Raw genomic sequence first — 24,536 nt, forward strand, 5'->3', positions numbered from 1 at the left:
TCGCTCCAGGGGGGTAAATGTGACTTTCATGTACAATAAAGCCTGAAAAATGGGCTTTTGTCATGAAGTTTTCAGATTTTACTTCTGGTGGTTAGCTCAGCAGGGTTCCCAATTCCGGTGTATTTTCTGTTGCGCCTTCGTCTGGCCAGTTGGTGCGCCAGACCTCAGCAGACCAATGTCCACAGTGCACGGACGGGCGTACAAACCCGGGTTGGGGTGGTAACAGCGGGGTCACCACAATGTCGTGACGTGGGACAGCGAAATAGGGAAAGGAATATCGTTCCTTGCCAGATTTGTTCACCACGCGATGCGGGGTCGAAACCAAACGACCGCCCGACCAGAGTTCAAGCATATCTCCGATATTGACGACGAATCCACCGGGTGGGCAATCAGGTGTTATCCACCCTCCGTCGCGGGTTTGCACCTCTAGTCCGCCAACTGGATCAGGGGCGATGATTGTCAGGGCATCGGTGTCTTTGTGGGGATGAATGCCATAACCGTCATCGTCGTCGCCCTGGGGCGGATAATGCAGCAAAGTCATGTTTGTCAGAGGCTTGTCAAACGGGGCTTGCAACTCGGCTGGCGGCAGATCCAGCCCTTCGGCCAGTGCACCCAACAAGTCATGCGCGACCAGATCGAGTTGCGCCCAGTAGCCAAGCATAATGTCTCGTGCTTCGAGGTGTTCAACCGGCCAGAGGTTTGGGCCATATAGAGCAGAGTCATTGATCACGGGATCATCAGGGGTGATTTCGTGATGCAGCTTGTAGCCTTCGTATTTGTCCGCAGTGCCTGATCCATCATTGGGGGTAAAGAACCCAAACGGAATGTATCCCCGGTAATTGTCGCGGGTGATAGCCTGTTCCCATTTTCGGGGTTCGGGAATGCCAAAAATCGCGCGCACACAAGCCCGCACGCTATCCACCTGTTCGGTGGGAATTCCGGTGCCCGTGATCGACAAAAAACCGATATCCGTGCAGGCCGCTAGGATTTGCTGAACCACATCTGCGCGATCGGGGTGGTTTGCCGCGCGAAGAGGCGAGATGTCGATTGTCGGGATCGTTTGCATGTGTCGTGTCCTTTGCGGCCTATCCTTCACAGTTTCGCGCCAGTTGGGGGCGGTCAATCCAAATTCCGACAGGCTTCAGTCGCGAAAGACCGAATGGCAGATTGCCTGATGCCCCCGGATGGCATAGACCGCCCAAAACGCTTTATGACGAAAGAGACCGCCCATGCGCCTGTCCCGTTATTTTCTGCCTGTGCTCAAGGAAACCCCTAGTGAGGCACAGATTGTCAGCCACCGCCTGATGCTGCGGGCGGGTATGATCAAGCAGTCCGCTGCTGGGATCTATTCCTGGTTGCCCATGGGCTTTAAAGTTCTGCGTAAGATCGAGAACATCGTTCACGAGGAGCAAATCCGCGCGGGTCACATCCCTATGCAGATGCCCACCATGCAGTCTGCTGATCTGTGGCGCGAAAGCGGCCGTTATGATGACTATGGCGAAGAGATGCTGCGTGTCAAAGACCGTCATGGTCGCGACATGCTGTTTACACCCACAGCCGAAGAGTTGATCACTGATATTTTCCGCGGTCATGTCAGCAGCTACAAAGACCTGCCTCTGACTATGTATCAGATCCAATGGAAATTCCGCGACGAGATCCGCCCGCGCTTTGGCGTGATGCGGGGCCGTGAGTTCTATATGAAAGACGGCTATAACTTTGACCTGACCAAAGAGGACGCGTTGCACGCCTACAACCGCCACTTGGTCAGCTATCTGCGCACGTACGAGCGTATGGGTTTGCAAGCCATTCCGATGCGGGCTGACTCTGGCCCGATTGGCGGCGATGACACGCACGAGTTCCTGGTGCTGGCCGACACTGGTGAGTCGGAGGTCTTTTATGACAGCGAAGTGACTGATCTGAAGTTTGGCGACCGTGAAATTGACTACGATAGCGTTGAACAGTGTCAGTCGGTGCTGGAAGAGTTCACCTCGCGCTATGCCCGCACGGATGAAACCCACGACGAAGCCTTGTTTAATGAGGTCCCAGAAGAGCGCCGTCGCGTGGCGCGCGGCATCGAAGTTGGACAGATCTTTTACTTCGGTACCAAGTACTCCGAAGCAATGGGCGCAACTGTTCAAACCGCTGATGGAGGCAAAGTCCCCGTTCATATGGGGTCGCACGGCATTGGTGTCAGCCGTCTGTTGGGCGCGATCATCGAAGCCAGCCATGACGACAACGGCATCATCTGGCCCGAAGGGGTCACGCCGTTCCATTGTGGTATCGTGAACCTGAAGCAGGGTGACGAAGCGGCAGACGCGGCATGCGAACAGTTGGAAGCCGCGCTGACAGCCATCGGACTTGAGCCGCTCTATGATGATCGCAAAGAGCGTGCGGGCGGCAAATTCGCAACTATGGATCTGATCGGTTTGCCGTGGCGCATGACCGTTGGTCCGCGTGGCTTGAAAAATGGCGTTGTTGAACTGACCAGCCGCCGCACCGGCGAAAGCGTTGAAATGACACCCGAGGATGCGGTTAAGAAAGTGGCGGAAATCTACGCGCCACACCGTGTTGTGGGTCTCTGATCGAACTATGATGAACTTAGCTTTGGCTGGCCTTTTGGTTGGCCAAAGCGTCTTAAATTAGACGATACGCCGTGGGGGATGGCGCAGCACTTCTCCATCTGCGGATTGTCCCGCATACGCCAGAACATAAGGTCGACCCAATCGGGCGACGAGGTCCTGCATGCGCAGACCTAAGAACTGCAGCCCACATATCCGCGTTCCACTTGATTGATCCGTGAGACACAACAGGCCGCTGCGAAAGGCAAGGTGGTAGCCTTTGCTCTGCAAGGTATCGATCAGCCCTGTCCAGCCGGTGGCGCGTTCAAATATCGGTAGAAAGATGGCCCGCAGCAGAATTGCGGTTTCGCAGTCAAATTGTGCAGGGCCGTGCGATGTGTGCTGTTTGAAGCGGGTCTGATGACTTGTTGGTTTGGTATGTGTCAGTTCCATTTGAACACCCCTTTCACAGATGTCCCCCAGTTGTTTCATGCTGACAGTTTGATCAGCTTGATTCAAAATTTGTCATGAATTTTTGTTAACTTTGGTTAATTATTGTGGCGATTTGCTGCCAATGGTGTGTCGTTTTGCCTTATTGTTGCGAATACCTCAACAAACAGAGGGCGCAAACGGATGTCCGGATCCCGTATGGGGTGATTGTTCCAAACCCAACTGAGGTGAATTTACATGGCGCAGGCTTGCCGATCCGCATGTTCGGTCGGTGGCATGGGCTTGACCCCAGTGCCCGATAACCCCACTCTCCGCGCCAAATAAGAGCAGGAGCCGAAATGGCCAAATCTCCAGCCCCATTTGCCCCTTTTGAGTGGAAGATCGCGTGGCGATATCTGCGGGCCCGTCGTGCCGAAGGTGGTGTGAGCGTTATGACCTGGATCAGTTTGATCGGGATAACCTTGGCTGTGTTTGCCTTGATTGCCACATTGGCGGTCCGGTCCGGGTTCCGGTCTGAGTTTGTTGGAACCATTCTGGGCGCAAACGCCCATGTGACCGTCTATAATTCGGGGCAGGTTAGTGAAACCGGTCGTATTGACAGAACGATTGCTGATTTTGACGCAATGGCCGCGCGCGTGGCAGAAGTTCCCGGCGTGACTCGTGTAGCCCCGCTGGTCAAAGGGCAAGTCATGGCGGCCCATCGCAATCGCAATGCAGGGGTTCAGGTGTTCGGCATTTCTGCCGATGATTTGAACTCTTTACCGGGGATCGCGGAAAGCGAAGATTCTTATGGCAATCTGGCCCGGTTCAGCGAGGGGGTTTCGATCGGATCAGGCGTCGCCCGTGAACTGGGTGTGACCGTTGGGGACCGGATCAAGCTGATATCGCCCAACGGGGTGAAGACGGCGTTTGGCACCAGCCCGCGGGTGAATGCTTATGAAGTCGTGCACGTGTTTTCCGTCGGGCGCTATGATATCGACCGCGTGCGCGTTTACATGCCCTTTGCCGAGGCGCAGAGCTATTTCAACCGCGAAGGGGTCGCGGATGAGTTGGAAGTCATGGTGGCGGACCCCGAGGCGCTGAGCGCGGTGACCTTAAAGATTTTGCAGGCGGCTGGCGAGCGCGCCCAGATTTGGACGTGGATGGATGCGTCGGGTGGGTTTTTGCGCGCGCTCGAAGTCGAAGACAACGTGATGTTCATCATCCTGTCGATCCTCGTTTTGATTGCCGCGATGAATATCGTTTCCGGGCTGATCATGTTGGTTAAAAATAAAGGGCGCGATATCGGTATCCTGCGCACAATTGGCCTAAGCGAAGGGTCCATTCTGCGAGTGTTCTTTATCTGCGGTGCGTTCACAGGGATAATCGGAACGGCGATGGGTGTCGTGCTGGGATGTTTGTTCGCGATCTACATCGATCCGATTTTCTCGTTTGTGAACTATGTCATGGGCGGCGGGGTCTGGGACCCGTCCATCCGTGGGATTTACGCTTTGCCAGCCGCGTTGCACCTAGAGGATGTGATGTCAGCGGTTGGTCTTTCGCTTGGCCTGTCGTTCTTTGTGACCTATTTCCCTGCGCGTCGTGCGGCGCGCCTGAACCCGGTAGAGGCGTTGCGGTATGAGTGAGCCAACATTGACCCTGAGCGGGATTACCAAGACCTATAATCAGGGCACACCGGGTGAAGTGCGCGTGTTGCAGGGCGTCGATCTGACTGTAAACGCGGGGGAGGTTGTGGCGTTGGTCGCGCCCTCCGGCGCCGGGAAGTCCACCCTTTTGCATATCGCGGGGCTACTTGATACGCCAGACGCAGGTGCGGTTCAGATGCTTGGTCAGGATATGACTGGCAAAGGGGATCGGACCCGAACAAATGTGCGCCGCAATGATGTGGGGTTCATCTATCAGTTCCATCATCTGTTGCCGGAATTCTCGGCTTTGGAGAATATCACATTGCCACAATTGGCGAACGGTGTTTCCGAAAGTGTGGCTGTGACACGGGCAATGGACCTGCTTGGCAAGGTAGGCGTGGGGGATCGCGCCCATCATCGCCCTGCTGCTTTGTCCGGAGGAGAGCAGCAACGTGTCGCATTCTGTCGCGCCATGGCAAATGAACCTCGGCTATTGTTGGCCGATGAACCGACGGGCAATCTGGATCCCGGAACCTCGGACCAAGTGTTCGGGGCGCTGATGGACTTGGTGTCAGGCACAGGGCTGTCGGCCCTGATCGCAACACATAACATGGAGCTGGCAGCACGGATGGACCGTGTTGTAAGGCTGGAAGCAGGCGCACTTGTTGCAGCGTCTGAAGAGGAGACAACAGATGGTTGAGGTAACACTGGCTGAAATCGGCGCGCTGACGCAGCGGGCTCTGACAGCACATGGTGCGGATGAATGGATTGCGACCGAAGTGACCCGAGCGGTGGTCGAAGCGGAAGCAACCGGGAACAAGATCTGCGGTCTCTACTATCTTGAAAGCTATTGCCAGCAACTACGGACCGGGCGCGTAAACGGAACTGTTGAACCTGTCGTTTCGCGTGAGCGTCCCGGCTTTGTTCGGGTGGATGGCAAGCTCGGCTTTGCGCAGGCTGCATTTGCCAAAGCGTTGCCCGATGCCTTGGCCGCAGCGCGGGAAAACGGCACGGCGGCGTTGGCTGTTGGGCACACACATACCTGCACCTCGCTTGGGTTTTTTACTGGCCAGATTGCGCGCGCGGGTTTGATCGCGCTTGGCATGACCAACGCATCGCCCATCGTTGCGCCACCGGGTGGCAAAACCCGCGTGATCGGCACCAACCCGATCGCGTTTTCGGTGCCGGACGGGCAGGGCGGTGTTGCGATGCAGTTTGACCAGTCCACGACGACGGTGGCCCTAGGCAAGATCACCATGGCCAAGGCCGCAGGGCAAAGCATCCCCGAAGGGTGGGCCTTGGACGTGGATGGAAACCCCACCACCGATCCAACCGCGGCTCTCGGTGGGTCGCTGGTATCTATGGGCGGCTACAAGGGCTGGGGATTTGGTTTGATGGCTGAAATTCTTGCTGCAGCCATGACGGGGTCTGTTTTCTCCCGGGATGTTAAGCCACTGAAAGCCCCCGAAGGTCCGCCCCATAATCTGGGCCAGTTCTATATGCTGATTGACCCTAGTGCCTCTGACGATTTTGGGGCACGCATGGTGACATTGGCGGAAAGCGTCACGCAAGACGAAGGTGCACGGATGCCGGGTCAAGGGCGCACGTTGGCCGAAACCGTGATGGTTCCGGACGCGCTTTGGGATCAATTGTCAGCCATGCGCTGAAGTTGCTTAGGCCAGTTGAGTTACAAAAACGCCAAAGGCCATGATCGTGATACCCCCCGCCCGCATCAGGGTGAGGGGGCTTATCTGCGCGCCAAATAGCCCAAAGTGGTCAATGGCAGCCGCCGAGATAAGCTGACCGATAAGAACAAAGAACACCGCGTTTCCGATGCCAAAATGGGGCGCAACATAGGTGATGGACAAGACGTAGAACGCGACCAAAGCCCCGGCAAGAAACAGATGCTTGGGTGCGTCAGCTACTTTAGTCAACGCTTGCGCGTCAGACATCACCAGCATGACACCGATCGCTGTGGTCAAGGCCACGGAAAAAAGTACCACGCCGGCGGCAAACGGGGACCCGATCAGCTTGCCCAATGCGGCGTTCAATGCCGCAAGAACGGGAATGCCGATCCCGGCAACCAGCATGATCACTGCGTATTCGGTCATCTTATTCATCCCTTGCCTTTGCTCTGCTGTCTGGCCAATGATCTGGATCATTGCGTTCTCAGCCAAGATGTACAAGCCTGAGTGTTCATATGCGACGCGGTGTCATTTCGATTGTTGGCGACGCTGCTGGACGGCGCACGTACTTGAAAATAGGAATTTGTTATGACCCGGATTTTTCTTGTCTTTTCTGCTCTTGCAACCGTCGCGGCCTGTGCTTCGCAGCAGAGTATGCCGGACGCCAAAGAAGGCGAGGCTCTGTTTGTTGAGAACTGCGCGGCATGTCACAGCTATCGCGGCGAAGGCGGTGCGCTCAGTGGGGGGCAGCAGGCGCCAAACCTGTCAGAAATTGCCCTGAGGAATGACGGTGTATTTCCGCGCGCCTCGGTGCTGAGCAAGATTGACGGCTACCAACATGGCAGCGAAGGGGGGCAGGTAATGCCCGAATTTGGTGCGCTTCTGAGCGGTGAGCAGGTTCCTGTTGAGGTGGATGGCGTAATGACGCCGACACCCCGAACGCTGGCAGCTTTGTTGGCCTATTTGGAGAGCATTCAGGTCAAGGCCTAAGCGCAAATCCCGCTCAGTTCGGCGTCTTTCCAGGGTAGGAGGACGTCGCTCTCGCGCGATTGGGGCAGATCCCGTACCGGCAGGTCTTGTTTCAACATCGCGTGCAGGCGCTGAGTGCGGGGGGCCGTGGGCGCAAGGGCGCGGCAGCAGACATATTCTTCGACGATGGCGCCTTGTTGTTCAAAACCATAGTCCAGAAATTTGGGCGCATCGGACAAATCAAACAAATAGGGGTCGTCGTCTTTGCCGTGCTCGGCCGCCGCGCGGAGTGGATGATACCCGGTGCGATCTCGGTTTTGCCATTGCCAAACATGGGTCAACTCGTGTGCCAGCAACATGGCAGCGATCAAATGCAGGCGATCGGGGTATTCTGGCAGGTAGTTATCTGTGTACCAGTCTTTGGTGAAGAAAACCCGATTGAACAGGGCAACCGCGGCGGGTGAGGCGGTAACGATCTCTTCTTTTGCGGGGGGTAAAATCCGTTCACGGCAGGTCACACGAGGACGTGCTTTGCGTTTGAACGTGACGCTTCCAACAGGGGCACCTTCGACCAGACGGGCGCGTTTTAAATCCAATTGATCCCCATGGATGATCTGAGCAAAATCAACTTCGGTGTCCGTCAACGGACGCCCACAAGCAGCCAAAGACACTAACAGCAGAAGGATGCGTAATTTCATACGAGAGAGCCTAGACCGAAGCGTTGTGGGCGGGTAGGGGCGAAGTGTCGGAAATGGCAGATTTTCTGAGGGTTAAGGGAAGTTGCTGCGATGGATTGAACAGAATTGCAGTGGGTTAGACTGACATTGCCAGTACACGGCTGATTTCCGTTAGGGACCGGTCTGACTGATCCATCCAAGTGTTAAAGGCAGTTTGCACCTGCACCATGGATTTTTTTGACCCTGGTTGCTTGTCTATTACGTTCTCTGCAATTAGACGGGCGACAACATCGCGCGATAGAATAAAGCTGTCCCGACCACTGAACCGCATCGCATATTGCGCGGTTGTGCCGCCAAGACGGGAACCGCGCTTTTTCAACATCTCGAGAAGGCCAATATAGTCGTCCGACGGCCATCCCCCCAGGGTTTGTGCAACGCCCTCTGCTTGGCGCAGTTCCAACAACAGTGCTGCATTTTCCCGGACCGTGGCGATTTTGGTGCCATTCCTGACAATGCGCGTGTCTTGCAAAAGCGCGTCAAATTTTTCGTCATCCATAAAGGCGCATCGCCCCACATCAAACTGGTCAAAGGCCATTTCAAACCCGTCCCATTTTGCCTCAATGACTTTCCAATTGAACCCAGCCTGAAAGATGCATTTGGTCAAAGTGGACAGCCAGCGATCATCCGGGATGGCGAACAACTCCTCCATTGGCAGAGGCCCCGATAGTTTTGCATCAAGCGCTGCGTGTCCGCCCTGGCGTTCGGCAGCAATGGCGAAAATATCGTCAAAATAGCGCATAGGGTGTTCCTCCTGAAAGGAATTCGGCGCAAGGCATCCAACACTTCCAGTGTTGGATCATGGTGCAAAGAACGTCGCTGTTGCCGTAGCTACGATTTTTTCGCTGTCTTCCTCTGTCATGTCTGCGCGTGCAAAGACTAACGATCGGCCCGCGCGCACAACTTCGGCACGGCAGAGAATTGCGGTTCCGACACCGGGTCGCATGAATTGGGTATGCAGGTCTGTTGTGGCGTAGGGTTTGAATTCACCGCTATGGGCCACCGCCGATAAAACCATGGTGGTGTCCGCCAAGGCAGCCAAGGCTTGCCCCGAAACAATTCCCCCCATGCGTTTGAGGTGATCCCCTAGTGGCATACGGATCAACACATGGTCGGTCTGGGTTTTCAGGACCGTCAAATCCAAGGCCTGCACCCACTCCGCGAAATGAGCCTTTAGGATATTTTGAGCCGCGTCCGGTGTCATGATGAGGTTCCATAAAGCATGGCAAGGGGTCCTTTGAAGCTGAAGGCTTGGAAGTGTGGTTTCACAGGCACTTAGTCTGCGAATGGGTCCGCCTTTTTGTTTGAGTTGGCAAATGGATCGCTCTGAGATTTTCGAGCTGCCAAATAGGACCGCTGGCAATTCACAACTTCATCAAAGGCAGCCCGTGACCCTTTGAGGGTATACCGGCCTAGCGTGGTATCGGCATAAGACCACGTCATCGAGCTTTCGCCCTGAAACTCGCGAATGAAAAGCGTTGCTTCGTCAGATTGGGCGTTGATCATGATGTTGAGGCCGGGAAAGTCATCCGTTCGCAACCCGTCCATTTCAAGCGACCACGGGCTTTCGTTGCCAAACTTTACAGCAATGTCATATTCCGTGCCTTTTTCGATCGAGGCCCATTTCTTGTCCAAAAGGGTGACGTCGAGCAGCAATTCGTCATCGGTGTTGTCAAAACCAATGAAGAACGCTGTGTCTTCTTCGAACAGGGCAAAGGCTTGGCAACCATCGGATCCAGGGTAAAACGAAATGTCCCATCCGCGCACAGTTTTCCAATCAATTGGGGATGCAAGCGTCGCCGTTCCAAAGAAACCAGCGGCAATGGCCAACAAGCTGAAACGTAATGTTCTTAGCGTCATGATCAGGGTTCTCCGCGTCTTTACGTTGATCCTATTAGGGTTTTTTTACGCTGCCAAGTCGTTGCAGGCTTTGCAAAGTTTAGAAAATCCGAATGCGAGGCGTGAAAATACTCGACAAATGTGGGGTTTTTGGAGTGTAATTGACTGGTCAATTAATAACCCGAACGCGGGTATGCGCGTGACACTCCCTTTGTAAGGGGGATAAGTTGGCGCAAGGACACAAAACAGGGAGTACCTAAGAATGCAAAAACTCAGCCTTGGAATCGCATTGACTGCACTGGCGGGATCCGTCCATGCGGCAGATATGGGCGCCGTAGACGAACCGATCAAACTGGCGATCAATGAATGGACGGGCCAGCACATCACAACGCATGTTGCCGGAGAGATGCTCAAGGCCGCTGGCTATAAGGTGGAATATGCGACGGCGGGCATGATGAACCAGTTTCAGGCGATCGCGGATGGCGACATCCATGCGACATTGGAAATTTGGTCGTCAAACGTCTCGGATGAATACGCAAAGAAAATTGCCGAAGGCAACGTGTTTGAGATCGGGGATCTGGGTCTGGATGCCAAAGAAGGCATCGCATACCCTGCGCACGTGGCCGAGCTGTGCCCGGGCCTGCCTGCTTGGGAAGCGTTGAAAGAATGCGCCCAGAACTTTGCCACTGCCGAAACCATTCCGAATGGTCGTTTGGTGGATTACCCCGCGGATTGGGGCACACCCGGTGCCGATCGTATGACCGGTCTTGAACTGCCCTTCAAAGCGGTTCCAGCGGGATCCGAAGGGGCGTTGATTGCAGAATTGCGCGCCTCAACCGATCGCAAATCGCCGCTGTTGATCACATTCTGGCAGCCCCACTGGGCGATGTCGGCGTATGACGTAAAATTCGTGGACCTGCCTGCTGGCGAAGAAGCGTGTTTTAACGACCCAGCATGGGGTCCAAACCCGAATGCGATCAATGACTGTGATTTCTCTCCAACACGGATTTTCAAAGCCGGTTGGGTTGGTATGCAGGATAAATGGCCAGCGGCCTATGAAATCCTGTCCAACTACGCACTGAGCGTCGAAGCACAGCAGCCTATGATGGGCGAAATTGATGTGGACGGTGGTTCAGTTGAAGACGTTGTGGCCAAATGGATGGCAGACAACGAAGGCAGCTGGCGTCCGGTTGTCGACGCAGCGACCAAGTGAGCCGCGACACGTGACTGACGTAACACCGCCAGCCATCGCCTGCCAGAATCTCTGGCAGGTGTTTGGCAACGGCGCAGACAAAGCCCTGACCGACGCGCTTGCTCGGTCAGGGGGGGATGCTGACGCTGCCGCCAAGGATCTGCGCGAAAAAGGGTTCATCCCTGCCGTGCAAAATGCCAATTTCGAAGTCAAAGAAGGCGAGCTTTTTGTCATCATGGGCCTGTCAGGCTCGGGCAAGTCGACCCTGATCCGCTGTATCTCACAGTTGTTGGATGGCACCGGGGGCGGGATAGATATTCATGGCGAAAACATCATGGAGGCCAGCAAGCAGCGCCTGATCGAATTGCGCCGCAAAAAACTAGGCATGGTGTTCCAGCATTTTGGCCTGTTCCCGCATATGACTGTTATGGACAACGTGGCCTATCCGCTGCGTGTGCAGGGCGTTTCTCGCAAGGCGCGGTTGAAAAAAGCCACAGAAGTGATTGAACTTGTTGGGCTTAAAGGGCGCGAGAAACATTATCCGCGTGAATTGTCTGGTGGCCAACGCCAAAGGGTGGGCATTGCCCGATCATTGGTTGCGGACTGTCAGGTTTGGTTCTTGGATGAACCGTTTTCGGCACTTGATCCGTTGATCCGGCGACAGTTGCAGGACGAGTTCCTGCAAATTCAAGAAAAGCTGAAGACCACGATTGTTTTCATCACACATGACATCAACGAGGCGCTGAAGCTGGCGGATCGCATTGCGATCATGCGGGATGGCAAAATTGTACAGATTGGTACGCCGACTGACATCGTGTTGAACCCGGTCGATGACTATGTCCGCGAGTTTTCCAAAGATGTCGCCAAAGGTCAGCACGCGCATGTGTCATCCGTGATGCAGGCCGGAACCGAGGGCGTTGGCCCCGATGATCCCGGGCTGCGCACAGATATGACGTTGGATGCGGCCCTGGCGCGGTGCATGGAACTGTATGAGCCGGTTCCGGTTCATGACAAAGCAGGCAAATTGGTGGGGATGGTGAATCCAGCCGATCTGGCGGCCGCCTTGCAGGTGGAAGAGGCATGAGCGCACCTGCGGATGTTTCTTCTGGCTTTGTCTCTCTGACGGTTGGTGCCAAAGCGGCCTTGATCACGTTGGTGGTTGGGGCGATCTGCTTGATACTGGAACCCTATGCGCCGTGGCTGGTGGCATGGCCCAAAGGCTGGGTTCTGCCCACCACAGATTGGGTTGGGAGCAGCCTGACTTGGTTCTTGGAAGGCATAAAACCAGTTGCGCGGATGTTTTCGGATGTGATGCGGTATCCGATGGATTGGGCCAATTTCGTCTTGAACGGCACGCCTTGGCCGTTGGTCATTGGATTGGTGACGGCTTTGGGGTGGTACCTTGGAGGCCTGTCGATGGCCGCGCTTGGATTTCTGGGCCTCAGCTTTGTGCTGGCTTCGGGGTATTGGGCCGAAAGCATGAATACGCTGGCGCTTGTGGCGGTATCTGTGCCGCTGGCGCTGGTGATGGGCGGTGCGATTGGCATTCTTGCGAACGAAGTGCCTCGCGTTAAGAACGCGCTTCAGGCGTTGCTGGATATCATGCAGACGGTTCCGACGTTTGCCTACCTGACACCGCTCTTGTTGTTGTTCGGGTTTGGTCCGGTGGTTGGTCTGATTGCGTCGGCGATTTATGCCGCACCACCTATGGCTCGCAATGTGATGTTGGGCCTCGAACGCGTTGAACCCGAAGTGAAAGAGGCCGCGATCATGGCCGGTGGCACCCGAATGCAGCAGCTGTTTCAGGTCGAGATCCCTTCTGCGACGACTCAAATCATGGTCGGGGTGAACCAGTGCTTGATGGCAGCGCTGTCGATGGTGATCATCGCGGCTGTGATCGGTGGATTTAACGATATCGGTTGGGAGGTGCTTCTTACCATGCGCAAGGCGCAATTCGGAGAGGCGCTGTTGGCAGGGATGGTCATTGTCGTCTTCGCCGTGATCATTGATCGGATGAGCGGAGCCTTGGCGACGGAACGCAAACGCTATGACCGGCGAGTGTTTTGGGCATTGGTCGGGTTTGCGGTTCTGTTCACCGTGGCGTTTTGGTCTTCGATGCCCAACGCATCTGATTTGACACTGTTGGATCCGGTCGCGGATGCGGTGGATCAAAGCCTGACAGATTTCACCCGTGCAAACGGGGTGTGGCTGGACGCGCTCAAGAACAACTCGATGTTCTATGTATTGCTGCCGCTTCGCATTGGGCTGGATCAGGCTGTACTGCCCTTTACGTGGGGCTTTTCGTGGACCTCAGGCATGAGCCAGGGACTGTTCCTGTTTGGGGCCGTGGTCGGCGCGCTGATTGCTTGGCGTGGCAATCTGACCGGGGGCTTGGCATTCTTGATTGCGATCGGGATGCTTGAAACCGGAATTGCCAATTTGCCTTGGCCGTTTGTTCTGACGGGGGCGGCCGCCTTGGGTTGGGTCGCCGGTGGGCCTCGTTTGGCGATGCTGTCCGTCGGGCTGTTGTCGACAATCCTTGTGTCGGGGCTGTGGGACCGGGCGTTGCTGTCGCTGTACCTCAGCGGTGCAGCGGTATTTTCCTGTGCCATCGTCGGCGGGGGCTTTGGTTTGCTGAGCGCTGTCAGCCCGCTAGCTTGGAAGATCGTGCGGCCAATCTGTGATATGTTGCAGACGATTCCGCTGTTTGTTTTCCTGATCCCGGTGTTGATGGTGTTCCAAATCGGCGAGTTCTCGGCGTTCTTGGCGATCTGCGCCTATGCTGTGGTTCCGATGATCCGGTACACGCGTCACGGATTGGTTAACACACCGGACGAGATGATGGAGGCGGCAATCGCGAGCGGTGCCACCGAATGGCAGATCATGCGGGATATTCGGGGTCCGTATGCGGCGCCAACCATCTTGTTGGGGCTGAACCAAACCATCCTCTATGCCTTTGCTATGCTGGTGATTGCTGCATTGATTGGAACCACTGGATTGGGTCAGTCGATCTATCTGGCGCTTGGTCAGGCTGACATCGGATTGGGCATCTCTGCTGGGGCTGCGTTGGCTATTCTGGCATTGATTGCCGACCGAATGGTGCAGGGCTTTGCCGAAGAGAGACGCAAAGCTTTGGGTCTGTAGACCGGGGCGCATTTAACATGAAAGGGGCGTGGCCTTTGGCTGCGCCCTTTTCTTTTGGAGCATGGCAAAAGTATCCTGACCTTTTTGATCTGGAACATGTTCAACCCTGATAGCCTGTGTCATGTGAGGCCAAACAAAAGGGCCCTTTATGACCGGTTGGACTGAATTTCTATTTGCGTTGTTGGTGTTCCTGCTCAGCCACGTGATCCCTGTGCGACCACCTGTGCGACCATGGTTGATCGTGCGACTTGGGCGGGGGGGCTATTTTGCTGCGTATAGTGCGGTTTCGACGGGGATCTTGGTCTGGTTGATTGTTGCGGCGGCGCGTGCACCATATGTTGAAGTATTCCCCCCGTTAGACGTTTTGCGCTGGATTCCTTTGGTGTTGATGCCGCTGGTGTGCGTGCTGATAGTCGGTGGTATGACGGTCAGTAATCCGTTTTCTTTCGGTGGGTTAGGGAGAAGAGTGTATGACCCTGATCGACCAGGTATCCTTGCGCTCAGCCGCCATCCGCTGCTGTTGGCGCTGATGGGGTGGTCTGTGGTGCATATGTTGGCGAACGGGGATCTGGCGCATGTCATCCTGTTTGGCTTGTTTGCGCTGTTTGCAGGGTTGGGAATGGTGATGATCGACAGGCGCAAGGCGCGCGACATGGGGCCGGGCTGGTCAGAAATGATCCGAAACACCGCGCGGTTTTCGATGATGGGGGCCGGGCAGGTGCCGTGGCAGGCATGGGGCGGTGGGTTCGGGCTTTATGCCCTATTTTTATGGGGCCACGCGTGGGTTATCGGGGTTTCCCCGTTGCCGTTTTGACCATGGAGTGGTCGCAGAGAGAGTGACGTGCTATGTGCATGTCTAACGATGGATGAAAGGATGCGTTGAGATGCATTTGGCTTATGTAACGACAGAAGCGCGCGGGGGCACGGATCGGTTGCTCAGCGCGATTGCGGAGCGGCTTGAATCCAAGGGCGTGACCCTTGCGGGGGTGGTGCAAACCAACACGGAATGCGCGGATGATGCCAAGTGTGATATGGACCTGCGCGTCTTGGCAAATGGCGAAAAAATCCGTATTTCTCAATCACTTGGCGCGGGGTCGCGGGGGTGCCGGTTGGACCCGGCGGCGCTGGAAACCTCGGTCGCTTTGGTGATGGAATCGCTGGAAAAGACGCCGCGGTTGTTGATCATCAACAAGTTTGGCAAGCACGAGGCCGATGGGCGCGGGTTTCGGCCTGTGATCGGAGATGCATTGATGCGAGGGATTCCTGTGCTGGTGGGTGTTAACGGCTTGAATGAACAGAAGTTTTTGGATTTCACCGAAGGCGCGGCTGAGAAGATGGAGGCGGATCTGGACGCGATTGAGGCGTGGCTGGATCGGGTGGCCCCCGAGGGATCAGAAGCCGCCTGAACCGACCCAACATTGTGATCTGACACCCGTCCGTTTGTGGCGGGTGTTTTGCGTTTGGGGGCTGCGTTCGCTGTGTTAACCGGCGGTTTGGGGGCCGATGCGCGCCCCGCGCGGGGTAGGGATCAGAGTGTTTTGGGGACTCTGGGCGTGATTTCGTACGAAACGAGGGGCTGAAATTGGGGTCTGCGGGGGGGTATTTTGACGGTTTGGGGAGTTCCTACGCGATTTCGTACGAAATAGGGTACTTGGCCGTTAGGGAGACCCCGACTCAGGTTAATTTGAGGGAATATGCCGCAGTTTGAGGGGCTGGCGGGTGGCTTGGGCTGCACGGTGGTTTCGCGTGCGCAGAGGTGGACCCGTTGGGTTTGGGAGGGCACGGGATGACACGACCCGCGCCTGCGTTTCGCCCCCGGAGCACACGCTGGTGCGCGAAGGGACAAACGGTTCGGGGGGCTGTTTGAGGTGGGGACAGGGGTCCCTTTGGCATCGGACGGTGCACATCAAAGCGTGGCGTGTGCTGGATGTCGCCTTGGGGTGTGGCGCGGAGCGGCAGGCCCGCGCCTGAGCTTCCGCTTGGGGTTTCGAACCGGTCCGCGCGGTGGCAACGCTGTAGCAGAGCGTTTGAGGTCTGAACGGGTGGGGCCTTGTGCGCCGAGGGTTGCGGATTGAAGAGGGGCGTTGGTTGGGAGGTGGTTTGGGTGCGTCTTATTGGGGGGTGTCGCGGAGGGACACGACCCGCGCCTGACCTTCCCCCCGGGAGTTTGAACCGGGCCGCGCAGCGGCAAACGCTCTGGGAGAGCGTTTGAGGTTTGAACGGGCGGAGCCCTGCGCGCCATGGTTTGCGGAGTGAAGAGTGGCGGTGGCCGGGTTTCGGTTTGGGTGCGCCTATTTGGGGCGTGTCACGGAGTGGCACGACCCGCGCCTGACCTTCCCCTTGGGAGTTCACGCCGGTTCCCGAAGGGACAAACAGTCCGGGGGACTGTTTGAGGCGGGGACGGGCGGAGCCCTGCGCGCCGAGGTTTGCGGAGTGAAGAGGGGCGGTGGCCGGATTGCGGTTTGGGAGCGTTTTATTGAGGTGTGTCGCGTAGCGGCAGACCCGCGCCTGACCTTCCCCCCGGGAAGGCGCTTTACGCCTCCCCAAGGTCAGGCGCGGGTCTTGTGGAGGCACAGTATTCAATTTCAAGGGAATTTAAGGCACGCAACCTTTGTTGGGAAGCCACTGTAAGCATACGTTGCTTTGGCTAACTCAAATGCACCCTCATCTGCCGTTAGAAAGATATCGCATCTAGATGCTTCTTCAATGTGCCAAGCGTCACGATATTGAGCAGCAAACCTCTGTTCTTGCCTTGGTCCAGTGTACATCTTTCGGTCGTGAATCAGTCCTAATCCAAATAGAGTGAATGCAAATCCCGTTACTTCGCCATTTTTCAAGGGGCGCTTTAGCGCAAAGCTAGGTGGGTAGATCGAGATGAATTTGGTTCTTTGATCTTCATCTAGAAATGAAAGCAAAAAATCGATTTTTTCTAATGGGGGTAATCCTTGAAGGACGTCACCCTTACGAACAGCTTCCCTTTGTTTAAGGATGCTCTTTTTGTCTTTTTCTATATCCCATTCAAGAAGGTTCTTTTCGGTTGCCAGAATAGAGGCTTTGATTTTCTCTAAGTCATTTTCTGAGGGGGGATCTGGTGATGCCGCCAATAAGCTGTCGACCAAAGATTTGATCTCAGCGGATGAACCTGTTGCAATTTCGGTCAAATGCGTTTTGCGTAGACCACCTAGCATGTGGTGTAGCATAGGTAAAAAAGCTTTTAGATAGTTTTCACTCTCAACAGTGTGGCTTGCAAGTCTAGCCCTGGCTTGGCCGATGTCGAATGATGCAATTGGGTGATAACTGTTATGATAGGCCCCTGGGTTGCGTAGATAGCAGGCATTCAATTCTTCAAGTACTTTTGCAAATTCTTCTGGGCGGCCGCTATTTTGCATTTCAGTCAAGTGGGCATCTGAAAACACAGGAAGAGCGCCTAGCTCAATAAGTGTTTTTCCGAGCCAACTATGATCAATGTTTCGAATCTTGCTGTAGATGCCTTGGTCTAAATACGCTGTAATCCGTGGGATCATTTTCTATTTGCTCGCGTAATGCCTATCCCTCAAACATCCAATTCCTCAACAAACCGCGCGTTTTCTTGAATGTACTGGAACCGCAGCTCGGGTTTTTTGCCCATCAGCTGATCGACCAGAATGTCGGTCTCGCCGGGTTCGTCCTCGTCAATGGTGACGCGGATCAGAACGCGGGAGGCGGGGTCCATTGTGGTCTCTTTCAGGTCCTTGGCGTCCATTTCACCCAGACCCTTAAAGCGGGAGACGTCGATTTTGCCTTTGCCGCCAATGCCTTTTTCCAGCCACTCGTTCTTTTCGGCCTCATCAATGCAATAGATGCGTTTGGGGCCTTGGGTCAGGCGGAACAGGGGCGGGCAGGCCAGATAGAGGTGCCCGGCGTCAATCATCGGGCGCATCTGGGTAAAGAAGAAGGTCATCAAGAGCGCCGCGATGTGGGCGCCGTCGACATCCGCATCGGTCATGATGATGACCTTGTCATAGCGCAGGTCATCGACGTTGAATTTGGTGCCCAGATTGACGCCAAGCGCCTGTGTCAGGTCGCTGATTTCGGCGTTGGAGCCGAGTTTGGAGCTGGCGGCGCCAAGGACGTTCAGGATCTTACCGCGCAGGGGCAGCAGGGCCTGCGTCTTGCGGTTGCGGGCCATTTTGGCCGATCCGCCCGCTGAGTCGCCCTCGACGATAAACAGTTCGGTGCCGTCGCGGGTGTTGGACGAACAATCGACCAGCTTGCCGGGCAGGCGCAGTTTCTTGGTGGCGGATTTGCGTTGGGTTTCTTTTTCCTGACGGCGGCGGAGGCGTTCCTCGGCGCGCAGGATCAGGAAGTCGAGGATGGCCCCGGCGGATTTGGTGTCGGCGGCGAGCCAGTTGTCAAAGTGATCGCGGACCGAGTTTTCCACCAGACGCTGGGCGTCAACGGTGGCAAGGCGATCTTTGGTCTGGCCGACAAATTCAGGCTCGCGGATAAAGCACGAGATCAGGGCGCAGCCGCCGGTGAGCAGGTCATCGCGGGTGATTTGCGCGGCCTTTTTGTTGTTCACCAGTTCGCCGTAGGCTTTGATTCCTTTGACGATGGCGGACCAGAAGCCTGCGACGTGGGTGCCGCCTTCGGGGGTGGGGACGGTGTTACAGTAGGATTGGATGAAGCCATCGCGCGCGGGGGTCCAGTTGATGGCCCATTCGACCTTGCCCGGCGTACCGAATTTTTCCTTGAAGTCCACGGTGCCCGCGAATGGCGCATCGGCGTAGGTCGAGGCCTTGCCCAGTGTCTCAGTCAGGTAGTCGGACAGGCCGCCGGGGAAGTGGAAGGTGGCGGTGGTTGGGGTTTCGCCGTCGTCGATTTCGGATTTCCAGCGGATTTCAACGCCGGAGAACAGGTAGGCCTTGGAGCGGATGGATTTGAACAGGCGGGCGGGTTTGAAGCGGTGGTGGCCAAAGATCTGTTCATCGGCGTGAAAGGTGACGGTGGTGCCGCGCCGGTTGGGGGCCGCGCCGACCTTTTCCACACCGCCCAGCGGGATGCCGCGGGAAAAACGTTGTTCAAACAGTTCCTTGTTGCGGGCGACTTGGACGACCATGGAGTCGCTGAGCGCGTTGACGACCGAGGCGCCAACCCCGTGCAGACCGCCGGAGGTTTCATAGGCGTCGCCCGAGAATTTGCCACCTGCGTGCAGGGTACAGAGGATGACCTCGAGCGCGGATTTTCCGGGGAATTTGGGGTGTGGGTCGATGGGGATGCCGCGCCCGTTGTCACGGATGGTGACGGCGTAATCGGCGTGGAGTTCGACCTCGATCCTTGAGGCGTGGCCAGCGACGGCTTCGTCCATGGAGTTGTCGAGCACTTCGGCGACCAGATGGTGCAGGGCGCGCTCATCCGTGCCCCCGATATACATGCCGGGACGTTTGCGTACGGGTTCCAGCCCTTCGAGCACCTCGATCGAGGAAGCGTCGTAGGTGGCGGGGGCGTTACCGCTGAGAAGATCGTCGGGCATGGCAGCTGCTCTTGTTTTTGGGTTTTGGGTATTATGGCAGGTGATGTGGTTGGGGGGAAGGGGGACGCATGGTGTTGTGGATAAGGTTGCTCAGGTGCCAAATCCCGCGTCCGAGCGCAGGGCGCAACAATTGCCGTCTGGGTCGTGGAATTCAGCCGTGGTGCCCCATGTGTGGGTGAAAAGCGTGGTTGCGATGCCCTTGCGGTGCAGATGATCACAGGTGGCTTGCACGTCGGGCACGTTGAAGCGGAACTTGAAAGGGGCAGCGTCGATGGATTTGCGGCCGTCATGGGCGCGGCCACCGGGTTCGACCATCAGATAAGTATCGCCAAGCGCAAAGGTGGTGAGTCGTTCGCCGGGGCGGTCGATGTGATGCAGAAGTTTCAGCCCGAGGCCGTCGCGATAGAAGCGAATGCAATCGGCGTAGTGTTGGGTGAAGAGAATAATGCCGGCTTGGGTGAAGGTCATGGTGTGCCTTTCCTCGGTTGCGCAGATTGGAGAGGCTGCGTTGTGGGGAAGGGAAAGCCTAGCCCCTCAAGCAGGGTTGAGCTCAAGCGGAAAGTTTTGGAAAGAGCGCCGCGCTCAGAGGGGCGGATGGGTTAGGTGTGAGTGCAGGTTTGCGCAGAAAGCGGAGTTTGCAAAGTTCAGCGAACGACCCTAAGCGGACGCTCAACCCAATCTCCGATTGCTGCGGCGCGGCCCGTCGGAAGAGACATTCGCTGCGGGCGCAAAATCTGGCCAAGAGTCAACGTTGGCCATGCAGGACTTAGCGGCTGTACTCCCCCTTGCCCTTATGCCTCAACAGATGCAAACTTGCATATAGAGGGGGGATGCCTGTTTCACCGCAGGGTCTGTTGGTAAACGGACCAGCGCGGTGCCATGCTTTGGGAGGAGTGTGTGATGACATCCAAGACCTCAGGTTCCACACCACCGGACAATCAAACGCCGCCGCAGCTGGCCATGCCCAAGGTCAAGAAGGTGACAGCGGGTGATATCACCGTGTCGTTGAAGGCCGGGTTTTCCGACTTTCGGGCTCGCCCCTTCATGAGTAGCTTCTTCGGCCTGTTCTATGCGGTTTTCGGAATCCTGTTTATTTGGAGCCTGTTCTGGCTTGGCAAGATCTGGATGATCATTCCCGCCGTTGTAGGCTTTCCGCTGGTCGCGCCTTTCGCCGCAGCGGGGCTCTATGAAATGTCCCGGCGGATGCAGACAGGCGAGAGTTTCAGCTGGTCAGACATCCTCACCGTCATGGGCCATCAAAGCAAACGCGAAATGGGCTGGATGGCCTTTGTCACCCTCTTCATTTTCTGGTTGTGGATGTACCAGATTCGGCTTTGGCTGGCGATCATCCTGCAGGATGCATCTTTCTCGGATTTTGACGGGTTTTTGAACGCCGTATTCTTCACAGAAGAAGGCTGGACCTTCCTTGCTGTTGGCACCTGTGCAGGCGCAATTTTGTCGGCAGTTCTCTTCTCGGTGACCGTGATCGCCATGCCCATGCTGCTGGACCGGGAAATCGATTTCGTGTCCGCCATGTTGACATCCATTCGGGTCGTCACCGAAAATCCGGTGGTGATGCTCACCTGGGCGGCGATCATCTCGGTCACTATGCTGTTGTCGCTGGTACCGGCGTTTCTGGGCCTGATCTTCACCCTACCGATCCTTGGCCACACCACATGGCATCTCTATCAGCGGGCCGTGTCACCAGCGGAGGGGTGATCTATCCAACCTTCGCCTTGAGCAGCTGCGGCGACACCCTTGAAAGCCGCTTGGGCGTCAGTGTCGTTCCCGGCCCTAAGCTGACCTTCGATAAGACCACCAATGCCGCGATGCGGCTTCCTCGAACCGGACATTGACAATAGAGCGCAACATTTTCAGCAGTAAGGGGTCAGCTTAACGCTAGCCGTAAGATGTCAATCGCGGTAATCCCTAATCGCGTTCTGATTGAGTTTTTTCGCGGGAACTAGGCGATAGTGCCTCTCTTCAACAACTTTGACTTCATCATCCTGAAGTGTCAGCTCAAATAGTGCGATGATATTGTCATCCATAAACTGGGCTGCAATCGCTCGACAGCGCATTCCTGGGAACTTATCCTCAACGAACCGAATATCCTGCGATATTTGCACAATTCCGATCTGATCTGAACCACCTTTGGCTTGCACGGGGATTACGTAGTGGCAACCATGTTTGTCCAGTCCAACATAAAGCTCGTCAATTTCTATTTGCCCGACACCTTTTACGGTCGTCCGCAAATGGTTCTGCAAGCTATAAGTAGTGAGGCCCAGGAATGTACCGATAAGGCGGTTATACCGGACGATAGCAAGCAGTGCTTGTTCATCATCAAGCGCATAAGCTCTTATCAATTCAGGCGTCGCATCTGGGATTTCAATTCGAACTAAATCTTCTCGGGGTAACACTCGATTAAATTTGACCAAGCGAAAACGATAGACGGCCTTCCCTGCAAGCTCAATCACCCATTCCATACCATCCGGCTGCGTGTCCGTTATGCTGTCCGGCAGGGCAATACGAAAGCGGAACGCGTACAGGACATCGCCCAAGTTTTTAGGTAATTGAATTCCTAGCACACTTGCGGCGTTTCAATATCCGTACGTTCAAACGCAAGTTCAATTGAACCAACTTAGTACCGGTCAAAGAAAATCTTCTCGATTAGAACGCTGTAACGGTTGGGTGGTTTAGCCATTTGCTGTCCTGAGCGAGATAAGCTCGGCTTCTATATCTGTTTGCTTACGCTTTTTCGCGCCGCTTTTTTGATCTCGTTTGCTCGGAGGGGGCTTGACACCAAAATATCTTGAAGCCTGTGAAATGTCGAAAGTCAATAGCGCTGGATCGCCCAACATGATTGGGTTTATTAGGTTTGTCGGCGCAACGTCCAAGACCTTCATAACTTACGCAGCAATAACTCTAGCTAAAGGAGGCGGAACTGCGTTACCGATCTGCCGAGCTCCGTGCCACTTCGTTTTATTGAAACGGAACCAATCGGGAAAGCCATGCAATCGCGCCATTTCCCGAACAGGTATGCAACGAGAGTGGAGATAATGAATTGGGCGTGGGCTCGAAAATGCACCCCTTGCCCCATCTGTACCGGCCCGCAACGTATTGGACACTCCGGCTTCGGGCAGTTTCAAGAAACGACTTATCGGCTCAACGGCACCGATTTCAGTTTCTCGGAATCGTCGTCTTGATATTTCCGTATGCTCAGTGCGGGCGCTTGAAGTTAGAACATTCGGTTCCCATTCACGAACATAGCCGTAGTGCCAAGCATCGTTCGTCAACGCGCGTAGCTCCGCAGCATATTCCGACGGTTGCCCAAATCTAATTGTCTTTACAGCATCCGTTGAACGTAGGGATTCAAAAGTATCAGCATCAGGCAAGTCGCCAATGGCGTCGGCGCAGGTTGGCCCATAGCCAAGATCTGGATAGAGTTTTGGGCGGCCCGCTGCATTCGTTGTCGGCTCTGGATACTCAGGAAGATTCTGACCCTTCTTGACACCCATCAAAATAAAGCGCTCGCGAGATTGCGGTGTCCCAAAATGGGCAGCATTCAAGATTTTCCAGGGTAGCCTGCAAACATACCCTGCATCATCAAAGGCTTGCACCAATTCCTTCAAAAAGGACTTGTGCTTGCCGACCGTAAATCCCTTTACGTTCTCAAAAACAAAGCTACCCGCATCCAATTCGTGAACCAAGCGAACAAAATGAAGCACTAGTTGGTTTCGAGGGTCATCGAAAACTCTTTGACCAAGTAGTAAGGAAAATCCTTGGCATGGCGCACCACCAAAAACACAGTCGATTTGCTCACTATTGAGGCCTGCCCGCTCCCGAATTTCGTTGCCAGAAAGCTCAGCCGCGGATGCCGATATTACTTTTGTGCTTGGGAAGTTGTATTCGTGAACAGCGCAATGAACAGTGTCAAGCTCGACTGCAGCCCGAACGTCAAACCCCGCTTGGTCAAAGCCGAGGCTAAGCCCGCCAGCTCCTGCAAAAAAACGTTGCCCCACTCAGTCGCAGCCAAAACCCTAACTAGTCCGCCTGCATCCAGCTTTGAAAGCCTTGAGATGCTGAAAGGGCCGTACATCTTAGGTGTTGCTAGCCTTTATTTGCGCAATCCTTGAGAGTGGATTCACTACCCACTCACCATCAATGCAAGCTGGATAACGAAGGCCCGCTTTGGCCCAGAACCACCGGTAGGATTCGCGAACGCAGCGAAAGTCCAGTCCCCGCCCGAGGGGGCGAAAGTCCATGTCCGCTTTGGGCTGACTGCAGTCATGTGACAGTTTCCACCAGCCAACTCACTCTGGCGGGACGGATCGAGCGGCAGGTTCGCGCAGGTAGCGACCTTTGCAAAGTTGCGTGAACCTGCCCAAAGCTGTCTTTGGCTTTTGATCATGGTTGCGACCGCCCCCCTGTAAAGGAGGGTACGCAAGAATTTCGATGGCCTCTCATTTTCCATATTGACTTTCATAGCGACTATTGGCTTTTTTCACGGTGTTCTGGTCCGGTTGGGAAATCATCCGGTGAATAGGGAACGAGGTACGGCTGCTTTGCCAAATCCTCGACTGCCCCCGCAACTGTAAGCGGTTAGCGCGTTTGGAAATTGCCACTGTCCCAACAAGAGGGATGGGAAGGCCCAGGCAAGCTTTGACCCGCAAGTCAGGAGACCTGCCAGAATGATCACCCTATCCGGGCGCGGGGCGCGCTGTGGATAACGGTCTTTCCGTAGTGGTGGCATATGCTTCACCGTCTGCGGAGTCGTGATCTCCAAAGGCATTTTAAGAATGAATGGCCCGAACCGGGTCTGCTGTCGGGA

At 55.5% G+C, this 24,536-nt stretch carries 23 protein-coding genes and 1 riboswitch; of the genes, 11 read left to right on the top strand and 12 right to left on the bottom strand.

The annotated features are described in order from the left end of the window. Positions 1–91: 91 nt before the first annotated feature. A complete protein-coding gene (locus tag ABWV33_RS02760; protein WP_353329031.1) occupies positions 92–1,066 on the bottom strand; it encodes an isopenicillin N synthase family dioxygenase in 975 nt (324 codons plus the stop codon). A 163-nt stretch (positions 1,067–1,229) separates the two neighbouring features. Between ABWV33_RS02760 and proS the strand changes: the two genes are divergently transcribed. Then, positions 1,230–2,582 carry a proline--tRNA ligase gene (proS, locus tag ABWV33_RS02765; RefSeq protein WP_353329032.1) on the top strand — a complete coding sequence of 451 codons (1,353 nt, stop codon included), beginning with the start codon at positions 1,230–1,232 and terminating at the stop codon, positions 2,580–2,582. A gap of 57 nt (positions 2,583–2,639) precedes the next feature. Here proS and ABWV33_RS02770 read toward each other — a convergent pair whose 3' ends face one another. Continuing rightward, a complete protein-coding gene (locus tag ABWV33_RS02770) occupies positions 2,640–3,011 on the bottom strand; it encodes a hypothetical protein (protein ID WP_353329033.1) in 372 nt (123 codons plus the stop codon). 335 nt (positions 3,012–3,346) lie between these two features. Here ABWV33_RS02770 and ABWV33_RS02775 point away from each other — a divergent pair, with 335 nt between their 5' ends. The 3 genes from ABWV33_RS02775 to ABWV33_RS02785 are packed head-to-tail and all read left to right on the top strand — an operon-like array spanning position 3,347 to position 6,300. Next, a complete protein-coding gene (locus ABWV33_RS02775) occupies positions 3,347–4,633 on the top strand; it encodes a lipoprotein-releasing ABC transporter permease subunit (protein WP_353329034.1) in 1,287 nt (428 codons plus the stop codon). Continuing rightward, a complete protein-coding gene (locus ABWV33_RS02780; RefSeq protein WP_215401868.1) occupies positions 4,626–5,333 on the top strand; it encodes an ABC transporter ATP-binding protein in 708 nt (235 codons plus the stop codon). Before ABWV33_RS02775 ends, ABWV33_RS02780 begins: the two co-directional genes overlap by 8 nt. Beyond that, on the top strand, positions 5,326–6,300 hold the full coding sequence (locus ABWV33_RS02785) for an Ldh family oxidoreductase (RefSeq protein WP_353329035.1): 975 nt from the start codon (positions 5,326–5,328) through the stop codon (positions 6,298–6,300). The genes ABWV33_RS02780 and ABWV33_RS02785 overlap by 8 nt, the downstream gene beginning before the upstream one ends. 6 nt (positions 6,301–6,306) lie before the next feature. On the opposite strand, the gene ABWV33_RS02790 is transcribed toward ABWV33_RS02785, so the two are convergent. Continuing rightward, positions 6,307–6,744 (bottom strand): DMT family transporter, encoded by a 438-nt coding sequence (locus ABWV33_RS02790; protein WP_113823003.1) that lies wholly within the window; start codon positions 6,742–6,744, stop codon positions 6,307–6,309. A 162-nt stretch (positions 6,745–6,906) separates the two neighbouring features. On the opposite strand from ABWV33_RS02790, the gene ABWV33_RS02795 reads away from it, so the two are divergent. Then, positions 6,907–7,308 carry a c-type cytochrome gene (locus ABWV33_RS02795; protein ID WP_113822983.1) on the top strand — a complete coding sequence of 134 codons (402 nt, stop codon included), beginning with the start codon at positions 6,907–6,909 and terminating at the stop codon, positions 7,306–7,308. Here ABWV33_RS02795 and ABWV33_RS02800 read toward each other — a convergent pair. From ABWV33_RS02800 to ABWV33_RS02815, 4 genes are all read right to left on the bottom strand, one after another. After that, positions 7,305–7,985 (bottom strand): hypothetical protein, encoded by a 681-nt coding sequence (locus ABWV33_RS02800; RefSeq protein WP_113822984.1) that lies wholly within the window; start codon positions 7,983–7,985, stop codon positions 7,305–7,307. The genes ABWV33_RS02795 and ABWV33_RS02800 overlap by 4 nt on opposite strands. Positions 7,986–8,100: 115 nt before the next feature. Next, the gene (locus tag ABWV33_RS02805) at positions 8,101–8,763 is read right to left on the bottom strand and encodes a DNA-3-methyladenine glycosylase I (RefSeq protein WP_353329036.1); all 663 of its coding nucleotides are present in this window, start codon (positions 8,761–8,763) and stop codon (positions 8,101–8,103) included. A 57-nt stretch (positions 8,764–8,820) separates the two neighbouring features. Beyond that, a complete protein-coding gene (locus ABWV33_RS02810) occupies positions 8,821–9,225 on the bottom strand; it encodes a PaaI family thioesterase (protein WP_121996721.1) in 405 nt (134 codons plus the stop codon). Between the two features lie 71 nt (positions 9,226–9,296). Continuing rightward, complete coding sequence (locus ABWV33_RS02815) at positions 9,297–9,881, bottom strand: hypothetical protein (RefSeq protein ID WP_353329037.1); 585 nt, start codon at positions 9,879–9,881, stop codon at positions 9,297–9,299. A 241-nt stretch (positions 9,882–10,122) separates the two neighbouring features. On the opposite strand from ABWV33_RS02815, the gene ABWV33_RS02820 reads away from it, so the two are divergent. The 5 genes from ABWV33_RS02820 to ABWV33_RS02840 all read left to right on the top strand — a co-directional run bounded on the left by ABWV33_RS02820 (position 10,123) and on the right by ABWV33_RS02840 (position 15,602). Then, the gene (locus ABWV33_RS02820; protein ID WP_353329038.1) at positions 10,123–11,073 is read left to right on the top strand and encodes an ABC transporter substrate-binding protein; all 951 of its coding nucleotides are present in this window, start codon (positions 10,123–10,125) and stop codon (positions 11,071–11,073) included. A gap of 10 nt (positions 11,074–11,083) precedes the next feature. Then, positions 11,084–12,136 (top strand): quaternary amine ABC transporter ATP-binding protein, encoded by a 1,053-nt coding sequence (locus ABWV33_RS02825; RefSeq protein ID WP_353329039.1) that lies wholly within the window; start codon positions 11,084–11,086, stop codon positions 12,134–12,136. Then, the gene (locus tag ABWV33_RS02830) at positions 12,133–14,196 is read left to right on the top strand and encodes an ABC transporter permease (RefSeq protein ID WP_353329040.1); all 2,064 of its coding nucleotides are present in this window, start codon (positions 12,133–12,135) and stop codon (positions 14,194–14,196) included. The genes ABWV33_RS02825 and ABWV33_RS02830 overlap by 4 nt, the downstream gene beginning before the upstream one ends. A gap of 148 nt (positions 14,197–14,344) precedes the next feature. Then, on the top strand, positions 14,345–15,010 hold the full coding sequence (locus tag ABWV33_RS02835; RefSeq protein ID WP_353329041.1) for an NnrU family protein: 666 nt from the start codon (positions 14,345–14,347) through the stop codon (positions 15,008–15,010). A 70-nt stretch (positions 15,011–15,080) separates the two neighbouring features. Beyond that, positions 15,081–15,602, top strand: a complete 522-nt coding sequence (locus ABWV33_RS02840; protein ID WP_164622505.1) for a DUF2478 domain-containing protein — start codon at positions 15,081–15,083, stop codon at positions 15,600–15,602. A gap of 1,179 nt (positions 15,603–16,781) precedes the next feature. On the opposite strand, the gene ABWV33_RS02845 is transcribed toward ABWV33_RS02840, so the two are convergent. The 3 genes from ABWV33_RS02845 to ABWV33_RS02855 form a co-directional block, all read right to left on the bottom strand. Next, the gene (locus tag ABWV33_RS02845) at positions 16,782–17,720 is read right to left on the bottom strand and encodes a hypothetical protein (protein WP_353329042.1); all 939 of its coding nucleotides are present in this window, start codon (positions 17,718–17,720) and stop codon (positions 16,782–16,784) included. A 29-nt stretch (positions 17,721–17,749) separates the two neighbouring features. Next, entirely contained in the window at positions 17,750–19,708 is a 1,959-nt protein-coding gene (gene parE, locus ABWV33_RS02850; RefSeq protein ID WP_353329043.1) for a DNA topoisomerase IV subunit B, read from the bottom strand. Positions 19,709–19,798: 90 nt separating this feature from the next. Then, entirely contained in the window at positions 19,799–20,176 is a 378-nt protein-coding gene (locus ABWV33_RS02855; RefSeq protein WP_353329044.1) for a VOC family protein, read from the bottom strand. A gap of 432 nt (positions 20,177–20,608) precedes the next feature. On the opposite strand from ABWV33_RS02855, the gene ABWV33_RS02860 reads away from it, so the two are divergent. Then, positions 20,609–21,427, top strand: a complete 819-nt coding sequence (locus ABWV33_RS02860; RefSeq protein WP_353329045.1) for a DUF2189 domain-containing protein — start codon at positions 20,609–20,611, stop codon at positions 21,425–21,427. 194 nt (positions 21,428–21,621) lie between these two features. On the opposite strand, the gene ABWV33_RS02865 is transcribed toward ABWV33_RS02860, so the two are convergent. After that, the gene (locus ABWV33_RS02865) at positions 21,622–22,293 is read right to left on the bottom strand and encodes an endonuclease (RefSeq protein ID WP_353329046.1); all 672 of its coding nucleotides are present in this window, start codon (positions 22,291–22,293) and stop codon (positions 21,622–21,624) included. Positions 22,294–22,614: 321 nt separating this feature from the next. Then, positions 22,615–23,727 carry a DNA cytosine methyltransferase gene (locus ABWV33_RS02870; RefSeq protein ID WP_353329047.1) on the bottom strand — a complete coding sequence of 371 codons (1,113 nt, stop codon included), beginning with the start codon at positions 23,725–23,727 and terminating at the stop codon, positions 22,615–22,617. Between the two features lie 476 nt (positions 23,728–24,203). Beyond that, positions 24,204–24,410, top strand: a riboswitch (cobalamin riboswitch). The last annotated feature ends 126 nt before the right edge of the window (positions 24,411–24,536 follow it).

This window comes from Phaeobacter sp. NW0010-22 (assembly GCF_040365955.1).
Classification (GTDB): Bacteria; Pseudomonadota; Alphaproteobacteria; order Rhodobacterales; family Rhodobacteraceae; genus OMPR01.

Bases quoted from the DNA above. Each gene is read 5' to 3' on its own strand.
- ABWV33_RS02760 (WP_353329031.1), bottom strand. From the start codon at position 1,066: ATGCAAACGATCCCGACAATCGACATCTCGCCTCTTCGCGCGGCAAAC.
- proS (WP_353329032.1), top strand. From the start codon at position 1,230: ATGCGCCTGTCCCGTTATTTTCTGCCTGTGCTCAAGGAAACCCCTAGT.
- ABWV33_RS02770 (WP_353329033.1), bottom strand. From the start codon at position 3,011: ATGGAACTGACACATACCAAACCAACAAGTCATCAGACCCGCTTCAAA.
- ABWV33_RS02775 (WP_353329034.1), top strand. From the start codon at position 3,347: ATGGCCAAATCTCCAGCCCCATTTGCCCCTTTTGAGTGGAAGATCGCG.
- ABWV33_RS02780 (WP_215401868.1), top strand. From the start codon at position 4,626: ATGAGTGAGCCAACATTGACCCTGAGCGGGATTACCAAGACCTATAAT.
- ABWV33_RS02785 (WP_353329035.1), top strand. From the start codon at position 5,326: ATGGTTGAGGTAACACTGGCTGAAATCGGCGCGCTGACGCAGCGGGCT.
- ABWV33_RS02790 (WP_113823003.1), bottom strand. From the start codon at position 6,744: ATGACCGAATACGCAGTGATCATGCTGGTTGCCGGGATCGGCATTCCC.
- ABWV33_RS02795 (WP_113822983.1), top strand. From the start codon at position 6,907: ATGACCCGGATTTTTCTTGTCTTTTCTGCTCTTGCAACCGTCGCGGCC.
- ABWV33_RS02800 (WP_113822984.1), bottom strand. From the start codon at position 7,985: ATGAAATTACGCATCCTTCTGCTGTTAGTGTCTTTGGCTGCTTGTGGG.
- ABWV33_RS02805 (WP_353329036.1), bottom strand. From the start codon at position 8,763: ATGCGCTATTTTGACGATATTTTCGCCATTGCTGCCGAACGCCAGGGC.
- ABWV33_RS02810 (WP_121996721.1), bottom strand. From the start codon at position 9,225: ATGACACCGGACGCGGCTCAAAATATCCTAAAGGCTCATTTCGCGGAG.
- ABWV33_RS02815 (WP_353329037.1), bottom strand. From the start codon at position 9,881: ATGACGCTAAGAACATTACGTTTCAGCTTGTTGGCCATTGCCGCTGGT.
- ABWV33_RS02820 (WP_353329038.1), top strand. From the start codon at position 10,123: ATGCAAAAACTCAGCCTTGGAATCGCATTGACTGCACTGGCGGGATCC.
- ABWV33_RS02830 (WP_353329040.1), top strand. From the start codon at position 12,133: ATGAGCGCACCTGCGGATGTTTCTTCTGGCTTTGTCTCTCTGACGGTT.
- ABWV33_RS02835 (WP_353329041.1), top strand. From the start codon at position 14,345: ATGACCGGTTGGACTGAATTTCTATTTGCGTTGTTGGTGTTCCTGCTC.
- ABWV33_RS02840 (WP_164622505.1), top strand. From the start codon at position 15,081: ATGCATTTGGCTTATGTAACGACAGAAGCGCGCGGGGGCACGGATCGG.
- ABWV33_RS02845 (WP_353329042.1), bottom strand. From the start codon at position 17,720: ATGATCCCACGGATTACAGCGTATTTAGACCAAGGCATCTACAGCAAG.
- parE (WP_353329043.1), bottom strand. From the start codon at position 19,708: ATGCCCGACGATCTTCTCAGCGGTAACGCCCCCGCCACCTACGACGCT.
- ABWV33_RS02855 (WP_353329044.1), bottom strand. From the start codon at position 20,176: ATGACCTTCACCCAAGCCGGCATTATTCTCTTCACCCAACACTACGCC.
- ABWV33_RS02860 (WP_353329045.1), top strand. From the start codon at position 20,609: ATGACATCCAAGACCTCAGGTTCCACACCACCGGACAATCAAACGCCG.